Genomic DNA, 22,772 nt, shown 5'->3' with positions numbered 1-22,772 from the left:
AGACAAGTAAAAATCAAGGTCAAAGGCTTACTTTTCAGAAAAATTTTCTACTATTTCATTCAAGTCCTCAAATGTTAATCTTCTTGTAACATAGTCCGCTTGATTTTTCATCATTTGGTAAAAATATCGTAACTTGGTTTCGTTTTCTTCGTCGTAAAAAAGATAACAAGTATCTGTATTTTCCAGCAAAAATTTCTGATAATCACGTAATTGTCCCTTGTGCTCATATTGTGGATAGGCGTATTTGACAAAATCAACCTGCTTGAACTCACTCAATTTCGCTTGATTTGCTTCATTCCAGTTACTGCCATGGGTTTCAAAATCAAAAATGGTCGCCAGTTGAAATCCATAGTCTGCTTTCATGTCTTTCGCCACCTGAAGCGCCCAGTACTCAAAGCCCAAAGTCCCTGTAAAGACAAGCCAAGTCACCCCATCCTCTGCTAGACATTCCAGGTCTCTCCGAATGGCTGTTTTGATAATATCAACGCGAATATCCTTGTCATTAAAGAGACCAAGGTCCAAGGCTGAATAGCCTAAAATCAAGGCTGATGTCATTTTTAACCCTTTCTTTGTAAATTTATGATATAATAGAGTGATGTTATTGTACCAATAAGGAGAATTATGGTCAACTATCCACATAAAATTTCATCTCAAAAGAGACAAGCACCCCTGTCACAAACTAAAAATTTCGCAAATCGGGGAATGTCTTTTGAAAAGATGATCAATGCTACGAACGACTACTATTTGTCGCATGGGTTAGCTGTTATTCACAAGAAACCGACTCCCATCCAAATCGTACGTGTCGACTATCCCCAACGAAGTCGAGCCAAGATTGTTGAAGCCTACTTCAGACAAGCCTCAACTACTGACTATTCAGGGGTTTATGATGGATACTACATCGACTTTGAAGCAAAGGAAACCAGGCAAAAACATGCGATACCGATGAAGAATTTTCATCTCCATCAGATCCAACATATGGAACAAGTCCTTGCCCAGCAAGGAATCTGCTTTGTACTCCTTCACTTTTCTTCTCAGCAAGAAACCTACTTATTGCCGGCTATTGACCTCATCCGTTTCTATCATCAAGATAAGGGACAGAAGTCAATGCCACTTGGATATATTCGAGAAAATGGATATAGGATTGAGCCGGGTGCCTTTCCTCAAATTCCCTATCTCGACATTATCAAAGAACATTTACTAGGTGGTAAAACAAGATGAACAAACAAACTTTTCTGCGAATAGCTAAGTATGTCAGCATCAGTCTCTTAACTGTATTTATCGCAGCTGTAATGCTTGGTGGAGGTCTCTTCCTCTACTATGTTAGCAAGGCTCCCCAACTTTCTGAAAGTAAACTAGTTGCTACAACGTCAAGTAAGATCTATGATAGCAATGACGAGCTTATCGCTGATCTTGGATCGGAACGTCGGGTCAATGCCCAAGCAAACGAAATACCGACCGATTTGGTCAACGCTATTGTTTCGATTGAGGACCATCGCTTCTTTAATCACCGAGGAGTCGATACTATCCGTATCCTAGGTGCTACCTTACGAAACCTTCGTGGTGGTGGAGGTCTGCAAGGAGCTTCAACCTTGACGCAGCAGTTAATCAAGTTAACTTATTTCTCTACGTCAACTTCTGACCAGACTCTTTCTCGTAAGGCCCAGGAAGCTTGGTTAGCCGTTCAGCTAGAACAAAAAGCGACTAAACAAGAGATCTTGACCTACTACATCAACAAGGTTTACATGTCAAACGGTAACTACGGAATGCAGACAGCTGCCCAAAGTTACTATGGCAAGGATCTCAAAGATCTAAGCATTCCACAATTGGCTCTCCTTGCTGGTATGCCTCAGGCTCCAAACCAGTATGATCCATACTCACATCCAGAAGCGGCTCAAGAACGTCGTAATCTCGTCCTCTCTGAGATGAAGGGGCAAGGTTACATTTCAGCTGAGCAATATGAAAAAGCGATTAATACTCCGATTACAGATGGACTTCAAAGTCTAAAATCGGCTAATAGTTATCCTCCATACATGGACAACTATCTCAAAGAGGTAATCGATCAAGTCGAACAAGAAACAGGCTACAATCTCTTAACGACTGGTATGGATGTCTACACCAACGTTGATCCTAAAGTTCAACAACATCTCTGGGATATCTACAATACCGACGAGTATGTCAACTATCCAGATGATGAAATGCAAGTAGCTTCAACGATTGTGGATGTGACAAACGGGAAAGTCATTGCTCAGTTAGGTTCTCGTCACCAATCAAGCAATGTTTCCTTCGGAATCAACCAAGCTGTTGAAACCAACCGTGACTGGGGTTCTACCATGAAGCCAATCACAGACTATGCTCCTGCCTTGGAGCATGACATCTACGATTCAACTGCTTCGATTGTACATGATGTTCCATATAACTATCCTGGAACAGATACCCCTGTTTACAACTGGGATAGAAGTTATTTTGGAAACATCACCATCCAATATGCTCTCCAACAATCACGGAACGTAACTGCTGTAGAAACCTTGAACAAAGTCGGTTTGGATAGAGCCAAGACCTTCCTAAATGGAATCGGTATTGACTATCCGGATATGCACTATGCCAACGCTATTTCAAGTAACACGACTGAGTCAAACAAAAAGTACGGAGCAAGTAGTGAGAAAATGGCTGCTGCTTACGCTGCTTTTGCTAACGGTGGTATCTACCATAAACCAATGTATATCAACAAAATCGTCTTTAGCGATGGTAGCTCAAAAGAATACGCTGATCCTGGTACTCGTGCCATGAAAGAGACGACCGCCTATATGATGACAGAAATGATGAAGACTGTCTTAGCATACGGAACTGGTCGTGGTGCTTATCTCCCTTGGCTACCTCAAGCTGGTAAGACTGGTACATCAAACTATACAGACGATGAAATTGAAAACTACATTAAAAATACGGGTTATGTAGCTCCAGATGAAATGTTCGTTGGTTATACTCGCAAATATTCAATGGCTGTGTGGACAGGTTACTCAAACCGCCTTACTCCTATCGTTGGTGATGGCTTCTATGTTGCAGCTAAGGTTTACCGTTCAATGATGACTTATCTGTCTGAGGATAACAACCCTGGCGACTGGACTATGCCAGAAGGCCTCTATCGAAGTGGTGAGTTCGTCTTTAAAAACGGTGCTCGTTCTGCATGGACTGCTCCTGCTCCGCAACAGGCCCCAACACCTGAAAGTTCGAGCTCGACATCAGAAAGTTCAACTGCACAGTCAAGCTCAACTACTCCAAGCACGAATAATAGTGCAAACAATAATACCAATAACCAGCAACCAAATACAACGCCTGGTCAACAAAACCAGAACCAAAATCAGAATCCTCAACCAGCACAACCATAACATTTATCACCCAGATTTTTCTGGGTGATTTTTTCATAGCTCTATTGCATTTATGTGCTTAACAAAAGCCTGAGAAGATGTCTTCTCAGGCTTTTTCTGTACTATAAACCTCATTGGGAAAGATAGGAAACGGATTTCGTAATCTTGTTAAGAGGTTTTACTAAATACTAGTCTTTCTTTGTTTTTGCTACAAAGAGAGCAGATAGGGCTAGGCTAACACCTGCTAGGAAGAGGGCTGTGTCAGATTGACTCTCACCTGTTGCTGGCAAGCTCTGTTTTGCTGTTTCTTGTCTAGCAATTTCTTGTTTATGATCTGGAGTCTTACCTTGATCAGAAACTAGAGTGCTAAGTTTAAACTCAGGTTTCTCTACTGTTGGAGCAGCTTGATCACCTACTGTTGCTAGCGGACCTGTGTATTCTGGCAATTCATGCACTAGAGCCATCACTGCATTGACACCACCCTTGAACTCAGGTTTCTCTACTGTTGGAGCAGCTTGGTCACCTACTGTCGCTACTGGGCCTGTGTACTCTGGAAGTTCATGTACTAGGGCTTCAACTGCATTGACACCACCCTTGAACTCAGGTTTCTCTACTGTTGGAGCAGCTTGGTCTCCTACTGTTGCTAATGCGCCTGTGTACTCTGGAAGTTCATGTACTAGGGCTTCAACTGCATTGACACCACCTGTGAATTCAGGAACCTCAAGAACGGGTGCTGGTTCTTCACCCTTGCTTGATTGAACCGGTTCTTCTGTTAATTCTTGATGGAAGCTTGCCAATTCATAAAACTCAGCCTTGCCGCCTTCCCAGACTAATTTGACGTCTAGAAGAGAGCCGCCATTTCGGATAGCAAAAGTTTGGAGACTAGATGTAATGGCACCGAGGTCTGTCCAACTGTCTTGACCATCCTTGAGTGTTCTAGCAAGAATACGTGCTTTCGCTCCTTCAGGAAGACTAGAAACAAGGCGAAGGTGGTTAGCTTTGGTTGGTTCAGACAAGTGATACACCAATTCGCCCTTATCTTTTTCAGACTTGTAGCTGGTCAAGACTTTGCCGTCTACAAGATTATTATAAAGGTTGCCTTGGCTTTCTCCACTACTTCCTTCTACTGTTGGATCATTGATTGGTTTGACAAATTCACCATCGTTGATGACCAATTCTGTAAATCCTACAAAACGGGCATCATAGTCTGCTGTATAGAGGACACGGAGATAGTTAGCTTTAACTGGTGTCGTCAATTCACCCTCGATATAGCGATTTCCTGGCATCTTAGAATCATGTGTCCAACCATCTGTCAATGAATCATCGTGTGTGCTATTGGCCACACCATCTCCTACTGTCACAACATCTGTCCAAGTTTTACCGTCCTGGCTGACTTGGATCTTACCATCACGAAGGTAGTTTTGAGTTCCGTCTTGGATGTAGGCTCTAATCTTCTTGATGGTACGTTCGCTACCAAGTTTCAAGGTTACGTGGCCATCTTTACGAGCATAGTCTGAAAACTCAACAAAGTTGTTGTAAACACCGTCAAATAGTTGATCTAGGTTGTTTAGTTTACGAACATCATTGCTTCCGTATGTTGGATGAATGCCCATTGTTGTAGATTCTAGTTTGGTTGGTTGCACTTCTTTAGTCGTCACAAGGAGAGAAGTCGCTGTAATAGCTTGCTCCTGATCTGTTTTATTGACCAGACGCACATAACGTACCAAGTGACTCACTACAGATCTGTCTGTCAACTGGCTAGCTGGCGTCCACTCTTGCGCATTTGCAGAGTACTCAAGGCTAAGAGCAGGGTTGGCCTGGCCTTGGAGCTGGATGCTCTTGATCTGATGGATACGGTCAAGCTTCATTCCTAGATAGCTATGAGCAGGGAGTTTGGTTCCAGCTTGAATTTGAAGCTCGTAACTGCCCAAGCTATCCACCACCGGCGTTTCCTTCAATGATTCCACGTTGGTGTCTGTTAACTCACTATTTCCAGAACGTGTCTCAACAGAGAAGTCCTGGATACGCCACCATAGGTCGAGAGCCTTGGTATTGCGGACTCGGATGTAACGAGCATTAATAGCTCTGGTCACTTCCTTGGTTTGTTCTCCTGATAGGCGATCTAACTCTTGCCATGCAGTCCCATCTGTAGAGTACTCAAGTACACCTGCAGCAAGCTTATCACCCGTTCCTTGGCGAAGTCGTACTTTAGTGACTGACTTGACTTCACCGAGGTCCAGTTGTGCCCAGGCATCTACTGGAGTTGTATTGCTACCGTCAGCATTTGCCATCATGGCTTCTGTATTGTCCTTGCCATCAGTGATTTGACGGGCTGAGGTATTTAGTTTATAAACTAGATTTGAGCTTAGACTAACTGTCGTTGCTTGTTGGCTACGAGCTTTTTCAACTGGACGGTTGACTGCAATTTCCTGAACTGCAAACCAAGTGTTCTCGCGGTCTGCTGTCGCAATCATGCGAACTGCCTTGGCCTTGATAGTGAGATTTTCAAACTTAAGAAGGGATTCATTCCCGACATAGCTTGGCTCTTTCAAGGTTACCCAGTTATCATTTTCATCTTGATACTGCACTTCTGCCTTACTAAAGGTATCACGTGGATTTGCCTGCGTTCCCATAGCAAAGGTCAAGGTTTGGATCGCTACTGGCTTATTGAACTTCATACCGATATAATCACCTGTCTTGATGCTGTTTGGTGATTTAATAATCGCATGAGTTGCCAAGTCGCCATCCGTTACTTCTGCCAAACCACCTTCTACACCTGTCCGATTGGTGATAAAGGTGCTGATGATTTGGTCTGGATGCAAGACTTTTTGAACTTCAGACGCTAGAACTTCTTTCAGGGATAGGATAAATGGACGAATGTGTTGAACACCCAATTCAGCTTTTTCCATATGGTCTACATAATGGAAGGTATGAGTTTGAGACTGTTCGTAGAACTTCAATCCTTTATAGTAACTATCCCAAAGCTTAGCTGCATCATTTGTAGCCATGGCTTCAGTTCCTGTAAGGAAGGCATCGAGAGCATTCATTTGGTCGATTGCATTATCCAACCAATAGTGGATTTGCGCAACCATCTTTTTATCGCCTGATGCTTTATAGAGTTCGGCTGCTTCTTTAATCTTGGCAAATTCTGCACGCAAGGCTGCACGTTCGGCAGTCACATCCTGACCTGCTTTGAGCTTGGTCATGAAGTCTGTTAATTTTGGAGCCAAGTCTACCGATTCTTCTAGTTTGACGACACGAGTATCCATGTTTTGGTTGATCATGTGCTTACCAAGTTCGCGGAAGGCTGCTGATACCTTGCTATCTTCAAAATGACCATTTTCTACAAAGTTGAAGGCAATGTCATTGATTTTCTTAGCTTCTTCTTCTGATTTCCACTGTTTCCATGAGTATTGAGCTCCTGAAAAGAGGGCAATCTTAGATGGTTCAGACTGTTGCATTGGGTTCAACATGATACCAGATAGCAAGCTAGGATCCACATTCGGATGAAGGAATTTCTCACCACCACCTAGAATTAAGTGCTGTTTAGAGTTATCTGTTACAGGCCAGTTAATCCAAAGTGAAACTGGGCGATAGGTCTTGCCACCTGCGGATAGATTGTTTTTGAGAGTTGAAAGGAAGCTTTCAGAGACTTCACCCCAAATCTTACCACCCGTCAAGGTCATGGTTGTTGATCTTGGGAGATTTTCATTGAGAGATTTCAACTCATCTTCACGTCCATTACCCCAATACTGGCCAGGAACAAAGATCATTTCTTTACGAAGACCGCTGTAAGTTCCCTGCATTTCAGTCAACCACTTGGTCATATCTTGCATCAAGCGGTTGTAGCTATTGTATCCTCCGACTGGGCTTGGAGCATCATCTGCAAGGATACCAAATTCGCGGACACCCACTTTCATCAACTGGGTAAATTTGGCCTTGATAGTTGCCAAATCTTCTTGGTAATGCGCTTCATTGCCAAAGCGGATACGGTTGTTCATGAATGGATGGATAGTCCAGACATACCGAGTTTTACTTTGATTTCCGACACGGGCAAGTTCACGAATTTCAGCTAGTTTTTCTTCTGGATAGAGTTCTCGCCATTTCTTGTTGTGGTATGGATCATCTTTTGGTGCAAAGAAGTATTGGTTCAATTTCAAATCGCCACCATAACGCATGAGCTCTGCACGATCGGCATTAGACCATGGATTTCCATAGTAACCTTCGATGAAACCACGGTTCTTGAGCTCTGCGTAATCTTCTACTGTCACATTACGAAGGACTGGCACTTGGCTTTCCTTGAGCATGTGTTTCAAGGTTGTCAAACCATAGAAGACTGCATCAGTGTCTTTTCCGACGATGGAAATCGAATTATCCTTGATACTCAAGACATAGGCGTCAATCTTGTCAAAGAGACCTGCTGAAACATTGGACAAGTTTTGCTCTGCTTGTGAGCCTTGTCCATGCACTCCAAGATAGATATTGGTTGCGCCAGCGATTGCTGCCTTACCAGTTGTATAAGATACTTGATTGTCCTGCAAGACACTCTTCAAGCGATTGCGAGTATAGATATCGAGTTGATCGCCCATGACCAGATTGACTTGCTTACGAAGGGCTGTAACACCTTCGCCATAAGTCACTTTTTGTGGCGTTGGGAAGACCTTGTACTCTTTCTTGAGATAGTCTGCGCTCTTGCTGGCAGCCACAATGCTGTCTTCACTAGCTGGTTTACTTGCAGTGAATTGATCTGCCAATTCAACTGTTCCATCACCTGTTTGCTCTACTTTTGGTTTTTCAGGTGTAGTTGGTTTTTCTGGTTGACTTGGTGCAGGCGTTTCTTGCTCTTCTTTGACAGGTTTTAATAGATGAACTTCAGCTGCACTTGCAAAACCACCAACGCCTTCCAATACTTTCAACTCAATCTTGTTGGTATCTACCGCCGCAAAGTTGACTGTTTTTTCTTGGGCGTTGTTGTCCCAGTTTCCTTCTGAAACCTTGACCATTTGGCCATCTTTTTGTGCGTAGATTTCGTAGCGCGTCACGACACCATTTCCACCACCTGGACGTGGGAGATACGTCAAGCCATTGACTTTTTCTGCTTCTTTCAAGGTCATAGTAAGGGTGTATGGCGCAGTGTCACCAGTCCACTTAGTATGCCAGAAGGTATTTGGATCATTGTCAAAGGCCTTTTCAACAGCGCCTTCAGTTGCGTTTCCTGGAAGTTGCTGACTGCTTGCGGTTGCAGTAATCTTATCATTTGAAATCAAGCGAGGATTTACAAATGGTTTGTCTGACAACTCTGCGCTATGCAAGATTCCTTTGAAACCACCGATGCTTTCAAGCGGTAGTACCAAACTATTGTGGGCAAAGCGAGGGTGGGCTGGATTTGCAATACGCTCAATCTTTTCACCATCCACATAGACTTCCGTTGATTGTGGTTTGGTCACAATAGAGATTTGATAACGTTTGTTCTTTTCAAGTTTTTTCTTGAATTGGATATGGAACTGTTCAAACTGGTAAGCAAGGTAGCCGTCTTTATCAGCTAGATAAATACGGTTGTCCCCACTTGTTGAGAAGGTTTGTTCCCCGTCTCCAGTGACAGTCACATCAAACTTCAAGACGTGACTTGGACCAACATCACCAGCCAAGCCTTCGATACTGCTGTCTTTCTCAAAAGCCAATCCCTGCTCGCTTGTCTTCACCTTCTTGCTTGCATAGTTCTTGACTGTTTCAGGATTGATGGTAAACAAGTCGCTTTGATCAATCTCTTTATCAGGATTTGACTGTGGCGCATAAGGACTCGTTGGTAGGGTGCGTTCTGCAAAGGTCGCAGCTGCACGGTCAGATCCCCAGGTGCGTTCCGCAGTGGTTTGCATGCTCTTGAAGAAGCGTTTGAAGATGTCATAAGAGGTCAAACCGGTCTCATGAAGGTCGATATTGTCATTCCAAACTGCGTGCCCACCACCAAGTATACTTGGATGAGAAGCTGGTAGAAGTGGACCTCCACCTGTTCTAAAATCATTCGGTGTCCAGCTATTGTACTGACGTTCGTAGTTAGCATAGTCCCCGTAGGCTGCTTGACTATTGCTTCCACTTGGCACACTATAGGTCGGTACATCTGTGATGTTGATAATCTTAGCTCCCTGAGCAATGGCTTCATTTGGTCGTTGCCAGCCAATACTCCAGATATCAACTTCTACTCCGTTCCAATCAACCGCTGTTTTACCACGTTTCGCACTGAGTGAGCCCCAGATACGAGGGGTGTAACCTTTAGACTTGATATATTGGGTCAAATCATTGACATAGCGACGGTAACTTTCTCTGCTACCATAGTATTCATCCGTTCCGATATGAACAGTGGATACGCCATGAAGTGGTGCATCTGGACCATCGAGGAGTTTGTCATAAACGGATTTGACAAAAGCCAGCGTTTCATCGTATTTATTATCTAGGTCGAGCATGGCAACACGTTCAACATTGTGTTTGCCAGCATAATCACTCAAACTACCTTGATACATGAGGTCTGGACGAACTTTAACAAATGAAAGTGCGTGTCCTGGTGTATCAATTTCTGGTACTAGGTTGATATGAAGAGCCTTGGCAAGTTTAATCAGATTTTGCATTTCTTCCTTGGTATAGTGCTCATCTGATGTCAATTTTTGACCATTCTTACCGACAATATCGGTCTCCACACGGAAACCAGTCTTGGCATGTTCAAGTACATACTTGAGTTGTTCTTCTGGACTTAAATTCTTACCTGCCAAGTGTTCCTTTAGGAAGATATAGTTATCATTAAGGTGCAACTGCAAGTCGTTCATCTTGTAGTAGGCCATGTTGAGCATGATGTCTACAAGGGTGTCATAAGGAATAAATTTCCGACCTGTATCTAGCATAAAGCCACGGTGGCTGAAACTTGGGAAATCACGAATTTCGCCATTTTGTAGGTTGCTTTCTCCCATTTGAAGAAGAGTCCGAGTGGCATAGAAGGCTCCTGTGTTTGTGGCAGCTTCGATGGTAATCACATCATTTTGGATAGTGATACCGTACCCTTCTTTACCATAACCCTTGTTTTCAACCTTTTTAAATTCGATTCGTTTTTGAGCCTGCTTGTCACCTGTTGCAAGTTCCAATCCACGGCTTGCAAGGTCTGACTGGTAGAAGGTTGCAGCCTGATCAAATCCTGAATCTCCTGTCGCAAGAACTGTATCTGAAGTGATAGAAGATTGACCTTCTTTCCCATACCATTGTTGAACAGCTGGTGCTACTTTTGGTTTGACACCCACACCCTCGTCCTGATGTAGACCCTTGATGACTACTTCAAATTCCTTAGTGAAAGTATGGCTGTCTTTGATTTGCTGCACCATAACCTTAACGCGTTGATCTGTCAGAGGTTTATAGATGTGATTTTGAAGGTCAATTACACCTTGTTTATTGCTTCCGATGAGACTGACTTTTCCTGGTAAAGTTGGTAGAACAAGAGACTGTCCATCTTCTGCTACTGTTAGTTCGGTTACTTGGCGGATATCCGTTACCCTACTATGGTCCGGAACGTTTGAATAAGCTCGAATTTCTTGGATTCCAACGTTTCTCCAGCCCATTGTGCCCGCTTGATAGTCGTTAATTTCTAACTTAAGATATTTAGCTTGAATACTTTCAGCTAGATCTACTTTCTCATCTAAAACAGGATCTCCAGTTTTGGTATGAGCGAGTTTCCATTGTTTTTCTCCATTAGCGCCCACGTCTTCTTGACCTGCGTAGTAGAGACTCCAAGATTTGATATTTGGGTCATTTTGCCCATTACGAAGACGACGATCCCAGTCAATTTCTACATGCTTGATGAGGGTAGTTTTTGGAAGAGTTAATTCAAAAGTTGGTTTTACTGCATCTCTATCTGTAGCCCAACGGGTATTGTCATCTCCATCGATAGCCTTATCTGCAGTAAAGTTGGTACCAGTCTCATGGTTGCTCGCCTGAGCAGTAGCACCCTCGAGATGGTTGACATCTTCTCTATCTTCGATTTGCTTTTCAGCTGGTTTTGGTGCTGGTGTAGGGGTTTCCGCAGGTTGTTTGTCTGCCTTTGGTGTTTCAACCGGTTTCGGCGTTTCTGCTGGTTTGGGACTTGCAGGACTTGTCTCTGGTTTTGTCTCTTCACTTGCTGGAGGATTGGTTCCCTCATCTGTCGCTGGAGTTTCTTCATGACTTGCTTCTGTTGCAGCTTCTGCATCCGCCTTTTCAAGCGCAGCGGCTAAATCATCTGGTAACTTATCCAGTGCTTGAACATGGGTGATGCTTCCCTCTGTTTCTGAAGGCGCTGCTGTTTCTGCTGCCTGAACCATATTGGCGCCAAAGATACTAGCACCAATCATCACGGAGGCTGCACCGATTGCAAATTTTCTTATACTATAGTGACAGCGTTTCTCAAAAAAATGTCTATCCATCTTTCTCCTATTCCTTTCATCCGCATACCTGAGTAAGCGGTATCATTTCTCCTTTGAAAAAGGAGAGAACCAAGAGGTCCTCTCCGGCTGTTTGTTCCTTTTTGATTCGAGTTGCTTTGAACTGCTACAATCAAATCTCATTACTCTTCTTTACGTTTTGTCGCAAGGACCGCAGCAGATAAAGCGATGCTCACACTTGCCAAGAAGAGGGCTGCTTCTGAGCTGTGCTCCCCTGTAGCAGGTAGTTTTTCTTCATCTTTCGCTCCCGGAGTTTTGGTTTCAGCTACTGGACTTGGAGTGAGCGGGTACTCAGGTTTTTCAACTGTTGGAGCTGCTTGATCTCCAGCTGTAGCCAATACACCTGTGTAGGCTGGCTTTTCATTTACCAAGGCCTCAACTGCATTGACTCCACCTCTATACTCTGGAACTTCATTTGCAGCCGCTAGGACCGCATTGGCTCCACCTTTGTATTCTGGTAATTCGTGAACCAAGGCTTGGACCGCATTAACGCCGCCCTTGAACTCAGGGACTTCATGTACAGCTGCTTCTGTTGCATTGACGCCGCCTTTGAACTCAGGTACATCAAGAACTGGTGGTTGTTCTTCACCCTTGCTACTTGTTGGAGCATCTGGTTTCGTAGCAGAATCTTTTAATTGGTTGAGATAGTCTGCGAAGTAGGCAACCATTCTTTCCGTCAAGAGGTGGTTATCCGTCGCATATTTCATGCTTGCCTGAACGCTAGCTACTTCCTCTTGATTGTCTTTGTCCGTTAATTTCTGCGCCTTAGCCAAAGCTGCTTCATAGCTAGACATGTCAAGTGGTGTTTCTGCTACCTGTGGACGGGTAAAGATGAGTTCCGCTGCAGATTGGTATTTATCGCCACCATCTCCGTAAGTCTTGATACCAGTAAGGACAATTTTCTTAGCCTTGATTGTCTTACCAAAGTCAATGTCTTTTGGCTTGTTGTTATTTGGCCAATCTGTTACGGTAAAGGTATGTTCCTTGCCAGACTCATCTGTGACAACCAGTTTCACATCTCGCAAGTTTCCATTTGAATCAGATGCACGTGGAACATAACGAAGTCCAGTGATTTCAGTTGGTTCTTTCAAGACCATGGTTGCAGGCTTTCCTACATCTCCACCATTCCAAGATGTATGCCATAGACTAGACACATTTCCATCAAAGGCATTCTCTAGACCTTCACCTGGTTGAGCTGGCGCATCCAAACTTTCAAAGTCTTCTGCTACCAAGGCTGTTTTCTTCTGAACCAAAGCATTCTTCAAGGCTTCAATCTTGGCAATCTCTGCACGCGCTTCTTCTACGCTAATGTCATCATCTGCTTGGCTGAGGTTAAAGACCGCCTCTTTCAAAGCATCCATAGACTCTTTCGTATAGTTAGTCATGGCAACCGTTGGCAAGTAGTTCTTCAGAGCATTTTCTGTCAACATCTTACCTGTTAGGGTAATTTCTTCGATGTGAAGATTATCCATCATGAAGTCGTTATAACCACGGAAGTTGGCATTTCCACCAGAATCACCACGAGTATTGCTTGCATTTCCAGTTGAGTAGATACCTACCCAAGTATCGCCTGTTTCTGCACCTGTCACGAGGAAGGTTGCCTTCTTGGCTTTCTTAGAGTCTGTCCAAGTATTTGGCAATTCATGCATTTCCAAGTTGCTTGCTTGAGTACCACGACGACCTGACTGGAATTCTCCCTTACCGACTACAAAAGCATAGGTATTGTCTGATCCTGCTTCGTATTCAAAGGTTACACGATAAGTCTTACCAGCTTCAAAACGGAAGTTTTGAGGGATTGTTTGGTAAACCAAGTTACGACGGCTCACTAGTCCATTTGTCTTCAATGACCAATTTCCTTCGATAACATCATCGACTTTCTTACCATTCCAACCACGCTGTGTATATGGATCGTGTTTTTCAGACAAGTGAGTGCGGTTGTCTTCGACACCTTCAACACCACCTACTACAAATGGGAAGATACCTTGAGCTACATTTTCAAAGTCTTGTTTAAATGTTCCTTTACCTGTATCATGCTTGTCTCCGTACATGCTTGAATTGTTTTCAAAGGTACGGATTTCATCAAAGTATGTTGCTTCATCACCAGCTTCACGACTCAATGTAAGAGTAACATTTGATACGTCCGATCCAGTTGTAAAGAAGGCGTACATGTTTTGGAAGTAACTTGTATCATCAACTGTAGCATTTTCACGACGATTGTTATGAGCATAAGCTTTGATATAGTTGAGAGCGAGTGACTTATTGGTGTAAGTAGTCACTTCTTTTTCGCCAGTATTCACTGTGATACTTGCCTTAGCATTACTACGGTTATCAACACCGACATAAACAGCATACTTGGTATTTGGTTTCAAGCCAGTCAGTTTCTGAGTAAGACTGACCTTGCTCTTATTGCCTTGGATACGAAGCATTTCATTTGCACCCTGTGATTTGACAATTTCTGCCTTGGAAGCATCACCTGAAATGGTCCAGTGTTTCAAGGTTCCACTGTTAAATCCTTGGTCATAGATGTGCATGCCTTCGCTCCATGACATTTCAGGATTGGTTTGTTTTGAACGGTAGAGAACGTATGGTTGATTTGCTAGAAGGTCTAGGGTAATCTTGCCATCTTTTACAGTTAGTTCTTGCTCTTCTGTCTTACCTTGGTCAGTTAGCTTGTAAAGGTAAACCTTGCTATTTGCCCAATCGCTTGGAAGTGTCCAAGTTGTTGCACCAGCTTGCGTATTGAAGTAGTACATTTTTTCCTTATCAGTAGGAAGTTTCTTACCATTTGCATCCCAGTTCCAAGGAGTCAAGTAAGCTGAACCATCTTGGATAACACGTCCGTTGAGCGTTACTGTACGTTCGCGGTATTGCGGGCTATTGACATCATTTGACTTACGAGTCACAACCACTTTGTTACCTGTAGCATCGACTAGCTCAACCTTCATTTCTGGAGTCCATTTATAGGTGCTGCCGTTATCAGACATGGTAACTGGTGTACCATTTTCCCATTTACTTACAGTGAAGTGTTGGAAGTACTTAGTCATGACATCATGGGCAAATAAGTTGGTTACATAGCCATTGTAGTCGCTTCTTCCTTGCCAGCCTTCAAAGTCTTTCATGCTGTAGCCACCTAGAAGTGGGTAGTTGGCTGCACCACCGTAACTTCTGTAGTCCCCAACCCAAGAATCTTTTTGGTGGTTGCGGATAAAGCGGGTGATAGCACTGTTGATACCTTTATTAGTGTAGCCACCATAGGTCAAGTCAGCTGCCCAGTGTTGGAAGGTAGAGTCGTATTCACCACCATGGCCCCACTCAATCGCAAAACGCCAGCCTTGTTTGTTGATTTCTTTAGCAAGAACGTGGGTAGCCCAGGCACCGTTATCACCTGATTGACCATTGCCCCATACGTCCACATAGATAAAGTCGAGACCTTCACCAAGTTTTTTCTTCAAGTCTTCCCAGCGAGCCAAGCGTCCATGCGCCAAGTCATAAGCAGCATCGATGTTGATACCTTGGTCTAACCAGTTCCAACCATAGCTGTAGCTTCCATCTGGATTCTTACGAAGAATATTTTCATTAAAGTATTTAGACTCAGGATAAGTCTCAGAAGCGTTCACGTGGATACCTAGATGAGCTCCATATTTCTTCGCTTTTTCAATCAAGGTCTTGAAGTCTTCGACACCACCAATACGTTTACCAATATCAGCATAGTTCAAGTGTCCAGAGTCATGACCTTCACTACCATATCCTTTAAGGAGAACACCTTGCCCAAGACCATCTGTGTGGAGATTGATTTTCTTGATACCATCCAAGGTCATAAGGAATGGGTTTTGTGCTTGAGAACCAAAGTTCATCGCGATACGGTAAGCAGTGATATCCTTGACTTTTTCCCAACCTTGAGGGTTGTTCATGATGCTACGATAAGCAATGGCACCATCTTGCCAGTCGACTTTGTTGTCAGCATTGGCATCTTCAGTGATAACAACCTTGGCACTTGGAAGTTCCTTCGTGTATTCTGGGAAAACAATGCCCTTATAAGCTTTTTCCCATTGCCATTCAGAACTTTGGATTCCCACATAGTTTGTATTTCCAACAGTTTGTTTGAATGCTGTCAAACGAGTCCAGTCATTCGAACCACCACCGTAGCTGTTTTGAGAGTTACTCCAAACACCTGCAGCAAGCTTATCTGTAGAAACAAAACCATACATATAGCCCTTAGCCAAATCTTTCATTGGATTGGTTACAGCAATATGTTCATCTCCACTGATATGAGTGTTGTTTGACATGGTTGCCCCGTCAAACTTAGCTCCAGTTTGGTCGCTCGAAACTGACACAAGTGAGTTTCCTAAGAAATTGATAGAGGAGAGAAGTTTTCTTTCATCATCAATCTTCTGACCTGGAGTAACTTGATTGTGGTTGACAATCTTGGTCACATCAAAATGTAATTGATTGTCCACAACTTGCAAGCGTACTGTCATATCTGCATTGATGAAATTCTTCTCGTCACGAAGTTTCATCAAATACTCTGCTGTTGTCTCATTGATTTTCTTATAAGTGACTTCAGGTGTAATTTCGCGATTGTTTACCAAGATTTTCTTAAGTTGTTGAACTTGTCCTGGCAAAGTATGTCCATTCAAGGTGTATTCCTTGACACGAGGAAAGGCTTGGTCAATCACTGCCTTGAGGACCTTAGACTGGATCGTATCATAAGTCACCTTGCTATCATCAACGGCAGGACCTGTTTCTTTCTGGGCAGGAGTATCATCTGCTTTTACACCTTCTTGATTGTCTGTTTTAACGCTAACAACCGTACGGTCATTGCTATAAGTTCCTGCCTTGAGAAGGATCTTCTTCTCATTTTTAAGATTCTCATTAACAGCAGCTGGCAAAGTAACTGTATCAAAAAGTTTTACATCATTATTTGTTGCATTCAGCTGACCATCTGATTTTAAACTAATAGTCAGATGATTCACTGATCCATTTACTGGAGCTGCAACACGACCGCCCTGATACCATGTGCTGTTACCTGGAGTTTTGTATTCCCAGAACCAGCCACCTTGGTCATATCCAACAAAAACATTGTTCTTGGTATCTTTAAATTTCAAGAAGACACCAAAGCGTGATTTGCCCTTTTCAGAATCATCTTTGAAGGTTAAATCAACTGTCGCATTTCCATTAGCGTCAACTGTCAATCCTTGTTTTTCAAACAAGGCTGGTTTGCCGTCATTGTCATTTTGGGCCGTTGAAGACAATTGATTGTAGCGAACACCCTTTTCTTCACGAATAGTGACTGTTCCTTGTTGCTCTTTATTCGCTACTGTTTGCCATTCAGGAGTTACTGTCTTAGGTATTTCAGGTTTAGCAGTTGCAGGTTTATCCTCTTTTGGTTTTTCTTCAGCGGGTTTTTCTTTCTCTTCCAAGTCTGCTGGTTTCACACTTGAAATTCCCTGTATGTGGTCTTGGATCCATTTTAGTTGAGCTGGTGAGAAGAGAATACCGCCGCTCCGTTTTCCAACTACACCATTTTGGTGCACACCGACCAATTTTCCTTCTGTATCAAAGATACCGCCACCACTAGCGCCCGGTTTTCCTCCTTGGTAACCAATCCCTTGGACACCTTCTCCGTATGGTTCCGCAAAATCAACTGTAGTATTGATAATCGGATTCAATTTCCCTTCTGGATAACCAAAGACATGGAGTTTATCTCCAATTTTCTTAACAACTGACTTTTTAGTTACTTCAACAGGCGTATTTTCTAGAACTGTACGCAATCTCACTAGGGCCAAATCATTTTTGAAGCCTTTCAGATAGCCTTCACGATCCCAATGAATAATATCTTTCTTGCTAAACTTGACATCTGGCAATCCTGGATATGAGATGCTATAGATATCTCCATCCCCTTGGTCATTATCCACAACCTTACGGATATTGCCGTCTTGGCTATCCTTGATAAAGTTGTGAGAAACCGTCAAGACAAGGTCTTTAGCAACGACAATACCGCTACCTTCTCCTGATGGCGTCTTAATCTTAACAGTCGCGCCATAGTTTAATTCCCCATTGGTAGTCTTAGCCACATCTTCTGGGACGAGCTTCCCTGTATCTTGGGCCAATTGATCCTTGTCAACTTCGCGCCCATTGTCTTCGGCTTTCTCCAACTTATCTTCTAATTCTTTTGGCAGATTGCTTGACTTTTCAGACTTTTCTTTTTCTTGAGCCAACAACTCTTCTTCTGTTTGTGGACCTTCTGTAGTCTCAGCTGAACCAGGATTTTGAGCGGCAGCTTCCTTGTCAAAATCGTGCCCCTCATCACTAGCCTTCTTATCCAAATCAGCTAATTCACTTGGCAAATTAGTTGTAGAACCAACTGTTGCTTGATCAGCCAATACTGGGCTAGCTGCGAAGAAAGTCGCTCCAATCATCACCGAAGCTACTCCAAGCGTAAACTTACGAATACTGAACTTACAGCGTTTTTCAAAAAATCGTTTATCCATGAACTCCTAAATCCTTTCATTTTCCAGTAAGCGTTTACATTTCTTTTTTAAAAAATACTCCTTTCTCTGAAAGTGCTAAGCTTAACTGTTCTAAATAAAAAATAATTGTACTTTTAATATAACAAATAAAAGATCAGAAAGCAATAGGAAATAGGTAAAATTCACTAAAATTTTCTCTTTTCTGAAAAATCCTATCTCTAATCATTCAGGGACTTATACCAAGATAAAAAAGGACTTAACCATCATGTCGATGGCTAAATCCTTTACTTTTTTAAAGTTATTTCACATGGTTTGCGAGATCTTCTTGGGCCTTTTTATTTGACTCTTCTTTTTCTTTCAACCATTTTTCTTGAGCTTTTTGGTATTCTTCTGTTGTCACTGCCTTATCTTGTACTTCTAGATATTTGTACAAAAGGGCTTCACTCATACCCTTGTTACCAGAGTAAGCAAATGGAAGTGTAAATGGAACCATCTTAGACAACATTGGACGACCAGTTTGAGAAGTTGTTGGGATGAGCAAGGCACTGTCTGTCAACCAAGCTTGGGCAGCAGCATATTTTTCATAACGTTTTGAAACGTCAGTAGTTTCTTCCCCAGCTTCCACAACCATTTTTTCGTAATCTTCTAAACCAACTTGCTTAGCCGCAGCGTTGTTTGTTCCTGAGTCAAATCCTAGGTAAGTCTTTGTATTTTCCCCTACAGATGGTTTGATAATATCAAGATAAGTAGATGGATCGATATAGTCTGGAGACCAACCCACGTTATCTGAGATATCCCAGTCTTCTCCAGCCGCAGTTTCAGCGAAGTAGGTAATGTTTTGAACATCGTCTTTTTGGAGCTGTTGGATATCGATAACCACATTATCTGATCCTAGATTTTCTTCAACTGACTGTTTAAAAGATTGAACACGTTGAACTTTTGTTGTATTGGTTTGATCTACAGGCATATCCAAGTGGATTGGGAATTTCACACCTTCCGCTTGAAGGGCTGTCTTAGCTTTAGCGAATTCTGCTTTGGCTTTGTCAGGATTGTAGAGTCCATCTTGGGCATCATCCAAGTTTACGTTACTCCACTCATCTCCATAGGTCACCAATTTTTCCTTAACTAATTCCCCAAAGTTTTTCCCATCTGCCTGTACAAATGTAGGGGGAACAAATAAGTTACGAAGCAGTTTAGTAGCCCCGCTTGCACCATTTACTTGAGAAGCGTAGGCTGTTCTATCAAAACCAAATGCAATAGCTTGACGGAAGTCCTTATTCAAAAGGGCCTTCTTGGTTGATGCTTTTTCCTCATCTGTTGTCTTAGAAGTGTACTTATAAGACTGGCGATCGATATTTGTGCCTACTAAATAAGTAGTAGAATCTTGTTGGGTATAAACGATATTGTCTTTGAATGCTTTTTCAGTCTCTGAGTAACTAGCACTTGTTGGGAAGAGGCGAGCCATTGTAAAGCTACCGTCTTTGAAAGCTTCAGTTGGCTTATTAGTATCTTGACCATCCCAGAAGGATAATTTCACTTTATCAAGATGGACATTGTCTTTATCCCAATAGTTTGGATTTTTTTCGAACTCGACTGATGATTTGGCTACGATTGATTTGAGTAAGAATGGTCCATTATAGAGAATACTGCTTGGGTCCGTACCTTTAGCAAAGTCATCCCCTTTAGAGTTCAAAAATTCTTCATTAACAGGAGCCAGAACACCCATTGTTGTCTTAGAATTCCAGAAACTCTCTGGCTTGTTCAATGTGTATTGAACAGTATAATCATCAAGAGCTTTGATTCCTACTTGAGAAAAATCTGTAATTTCTCCTTTGACATAGGCATCCAATCCCTTGATAGATTCCTGAACCAGGTAAAGACCATCTGATTTCTTATCAGCAGCATACTTAAGACCAGTTACAAAGTCTTGAGCTTTAACTTCTGCATACTCCTCACCTTCAGATGTATACCATTTTGCATCCTTTCGGAGTGTATACGTGTAAGTCAAACCATCCTTAGATACAGACCAATCCTCAGCCATAGATGGTACAAAGTTACCATAGCGGTCATTTTCAAGCAAGCCATCGATAACGTTACTCGTAATATTTGCTGTAGCTGCCTTACCAGTTGTCAAATAGTTTAGGTTATCAGGATCCGTTTCGTAAATGTATGAGAATGTTTTCTCACCTTTAGCATTTGAACTTGATCCAGAGCAGGCTGCAAGAGTCGCAGCTGCCAATAACGTCACACCCGCAAGGGCAAGTAGTTTTGAACTTTTCATTGTTTTCTCCTTTAAAACTTTCACCCCATTATAGTCCCTTTTCAGAAACATGTCAATAAAATTTTCAGAATTTTTGAATTACTTTGGTAAATTCTGAAAAATAAGTTTTCTATTATAAAATTATTATTCTCTAATACTATATTTTTATATCTTAAACCAGCAAAACAAGGGCCGAAAATCAGATTTTTTATCATTTTTTTGCTATGATTAGATAGAAGAAAAGTTAAGGAGAAGATAATGATATTAATTACAGGTGCAAATGGTCAACTCGGTACCGAACTACGTTATTTACTAAATGAACGAAATGTAGACTATGTTGCAGTGGATGTGGCCGAAATGGATATCACGAATACTGAAATGGTTGAGGGAGTCTTTGCTGAGGTTAGGCCAACTTTAGTCTATCATTGTGCAGCCTACACTGCTGTGGATGCAGCAGAAGATGAGGGGAAAGAACTGGATTTTGCCATCAACGTAACTGGAACTGAAAATGTAGCCAAGGCCTCTGAGAAATACGGAGCTACTCTGGTCTATATCTCGACAGACTATGTCTTTGATGGAAAGAAACCAGTAGGACAAGAGTGGGAAGTCGATGACCTACCTGATCCGCAAACAGAGTACGGACGTACCAAGCGAATGGGTGAGGAACTTGTTGAAAACCTTACGTCACAGCATTATATCATCCGCACTGCTTGGGTCTTTGGAAATTATGGCAAAAACTTTGTCTTTACCATGCAAAATCTTGCCAAAACCCATAAAACTCTCACTGTTGTCAACGACCAACACGGCCGCCCAACTTGGACACGTACCCTGGCTGAGTTTATGACCTACTTGACTGAAAATCAAAAAGCATTTGGCTACTACCACTTATCAAATGACTCCACTGAAGATACCACTTGGTATGACTTCGCTGTCGAGATTCTTAAAGACAGTGATGTTGAAGTGATTCCGGTAGACTCCAGCAAGTTTCCTGCAAAGGCCAAACGTCCCCTCAATTCAACCATGAGTTTGGCCAAAGCGAAGGCGACAGGTTTCGTCATTCCAACCTGGCAAGATGCCCTTAAAGAGTTTTATAAACAAGAAGTAAGAAAATAACAGATTACGACATACATAAAAAGCAAGAGAACTCAAAGTCTCTTGCTTTTTAGTATCTGATTAGTTAATTACTTGTTGCGTCTTGGCATAGTTAGCCTCGACTGCTTCTTTTTCAGATTTCCACCAGTCTTGGTTGTCTGTATACCACTTAATGGTCTCTTTGAGACCTGCTTCAAAGTTGGTAAACTCAGGCTTCCACCCTAGTTCATCACGAAGCTTGCTAGCATCAATAGCATAGCGAAGGTCGTGACCCGCACGGTCTGTCACATGATCATAAGCATCAGCTGGCTGTCCCATTTCCTTGAGGATGAGTTCCAGGACTTCCTTATTGTTCTTTTCACCATCCGCACCAATCAAGTAAGTTTCACCAATTTGACCTTTGGTCAGAATCGTCCAAACACCTGATGAATGATCATTGGTGTGAATCCAGTCACGGACATTCTTACCTTCACTATAGAGTTTTGGCTTGATACCACTCAGGATATTGGTAATTTGGCGCGGAATGAACTTCTCGATATGTTGGTAAGGACCATAGTTGTTTGAACAGTTAGAAATAGTCGCTTTAACACCAAATGAGCGCACCCAAGCTTTGACAATCAAGTCTGAAGCCGCCTTGGTTGATGAGTAAGGCGAGCTGGGATTGTACTTGGTTTCAGCCGTAAATTTCTCACCTGGACCTTCTCCATGACCTGGCAAATCTTCACGCAGAGGTAGGTCACCATAGACTTCGTCAGTTGACACATGGTGGAAACGAAGGTCGTATTTACGAGCTGCTTCCAAAAGAGTGTAAGTCCCGATGAAGTTGGTATGGATAAAGGGACTCGGATCATTGAGCGAGTTGTCATTGTGACTTTCTGCCGCATAATGAACGATAACATCCGCTTCAGCTGCCAGCTTGTCTACCAAGACTGCATCTGCAATATCTCCAACAACCAACTCAACACGGTCACCTAAAATTTCTTCAATATTGGCACGATTACCTGCATAAGTCAGCTTGTCCAGCACTGTCACATGGACATCTGGGAAGTTGTTATAGACATAATGAACAAAGTTAGAACCGATAAAACCAGCCCCACCTGTCACGATGATATTTTTGTATTCAGTCATTTTT

The 22,772-nt window shown here is 42.6% G+C and carries 8 protein-coding genes; 3 read left to right on the top strand and 5 right to left on the bottom strand.

The features are described from left to right. Positions 1–27: 27 nt before the first annotated feature. Positions 28–555, bottom strand: coding sequence for an SLOG family protein (locus B7720_RS05090; protein WP_084856840.1), 528 nt, complete (start codon positions 553–555; stop codon positions 28–30). 66 nt (positions 556–621) lie between these two features. Between B7720_RS05090 and recU the strand changes: the two genes are divergently transcribed. Together recU and pbp1a are read left to right on the top strand one after the other, a co-directional pair. Beyond that, positions 622–1,218, top strand: coding sequence for a Holliday junction resolvase RecU (gene recU / locus B7720_RS05085; RefSeq protein WP_000248756.1), 597 nt, complete (start codon positions 622–624; stop codon positions 1,216–1,218). Beyond that, entirely contained in the window at positions 1,215–3,383 is a 2,169-nt protein-coding gene (gene pbp1a / locus B7720_RS05080; RefSeq protein WP_084856838.1) for a penicillin-binding protein PBP1A, read from the top strand. Before recU ends, pbp1a begins: the two co-directional genes overlap by 4 nt. 167 nt (positions 3,384–3,550) lie before the next feature. On the opposite strand, the gene B7720_RS05075 is transcribed toward pbp1a, so the two are convergent. The 3 genes from B7720_RS05075 to B7720_RS05065 all read right to left on the bottom strand — a co-directional run bounded on the left by B7720_RS05075 (position 3,551) and on the right by B7720_RS05065 (position 20,569). Further along, positions 3,551–11,800 (bottom strand): SIALI-17 repeat-containing surface protein, encoded by an 8,250-nt coding sequence (locus B7720_RS05075; protein WP_084856836.1) that lies wholly within the window; start codon positions 11,798–11,800, stop codon positions 3,551–3,553. Between the two features lie 140 nt (positions 11,801–11,940). Further along, on the bottom strand, positions 11,941–18,309 hold the full coding sequence (locus tag B7720_RS05070) for a SpGH101 family endo-alpha-N-acetylgalactosaminidase (protein WP_084856834.1): 6,369 nt from the start codon (positions 18,307–18,309) through the stop codon (positions 11,941–11,943). A 277-nt stretch (positions 18,310–18,586) separates the two neighbouring features. Further along, on the bottom strand, positions 18,587–20,569 hold the full coding sequence (locus B7720_RS05065; protein ID WP_084856832.1) for a peptide ABC transporter substrate-binding protein: 1,983 nt from the start codon (positions 20,567–20,569) through the stop codon (positions 18,587–18,589). 237 nt (positions 20,570–20,806) lie between these two features. On the opposite strand from B7720_RS05065, the gene rfbD reads away from it, so the two are divergent. Next, on the top strand, positions 20,807–21,661 hold the full coding sequence (gene rfbD / locus B7720_RS05060) for a dTDP-4-dehydrorhamnose reductase (RefSeq protein WP_084856829.1): 855 nt from the start codon (positions 20,807–20,809) through the stop codon (positions 21,659–21,661). A 60-nt stretch (positions 21,662–21,721) separates the two neighbouring features. On the opposite strand, the gene rfbB is transcribed toward rfbD, so the two are convergent. After that, positions 21,722–22,768, bottom strand: a complete 1,047-nt coding sequence (gene rfbB, locus B7720_RS05055) for a dTDP-glucose 4,6-dehydratase (protein WP_084856826.1) — start codon at positions 22,766–22,768, stop codon at positions 21,722–21,724. Positions 22,769–22,772 lie beyond the last annotated feature (4 nt).

The organism is Streptococcus oralis subsp. oralis, from assembly GCF_002096455.1.
GTDB classification, from domain to species: Bacteria; Bacillota; Bacilli; order Lactobacillales; family Streptococcaceae; genus Streptococcus; species Streptococcus oralis_CY.
This window is presented reverse-complemented; position numbering and strand designations above follow the sequence as displayed.

Bases quoted from the DNA above. Each gene is read 5' to 3' on its own strand.
- B7720_RS05090 (WP_084856840.1), bottom strand. From the start codon at position 555: ATGACATCAGCCTTGATTTTAGGCTATTCAGCCTTGGACCTTGGTCTC.
- recU (WP_000248756.1), top strand. From the start codon at position 622: ATGGTCAACTATCCACATAAAATTTCATCTCAAAAGAGACAAGCACCC.
- pbp1a (WP_084856838.1), top strand. From the start codon at position 1,215: ATGAACAAACAAACTTTTCTGCGAATAGCTAAGTATGTCAGCATCAGT.
- B7720_RS05075 (WP_084856836.1), bottom strand. From the start codon at position 11,800: ATGGATAGACATTTTTTTGAGAAACGCTGTCACTATAGTATAAGAAAA.
- B7720_RS05070 (WP_084856834.1), bottom strand. From the start codon at position 18,309: ATGGATAAACGATTTTTTGAAAAACGCTGTAAGTTCAGTATTCGTAAG.
- B7720_RS05065 (WP_084856832.1), bottom strand. From the start codon at position 20,569: ATGAAAAGTTCAAAACTACTTGCCCTTGCGGGTGTGACGTTATTGGCA.
- rfbD (WP_084856829.1), top strand. From the start codon at position 20,807: ATGATATTAATTACAGGTGCAAATGGTCAACTCGGTACCGAACTACGT.
- rfbB (WP_084856826.1), bottom strand. From the start codon at position 22,768: ATGACTGAATACAAAAATATCATCGTGACAGGTGGGGCTGGTTTTATC.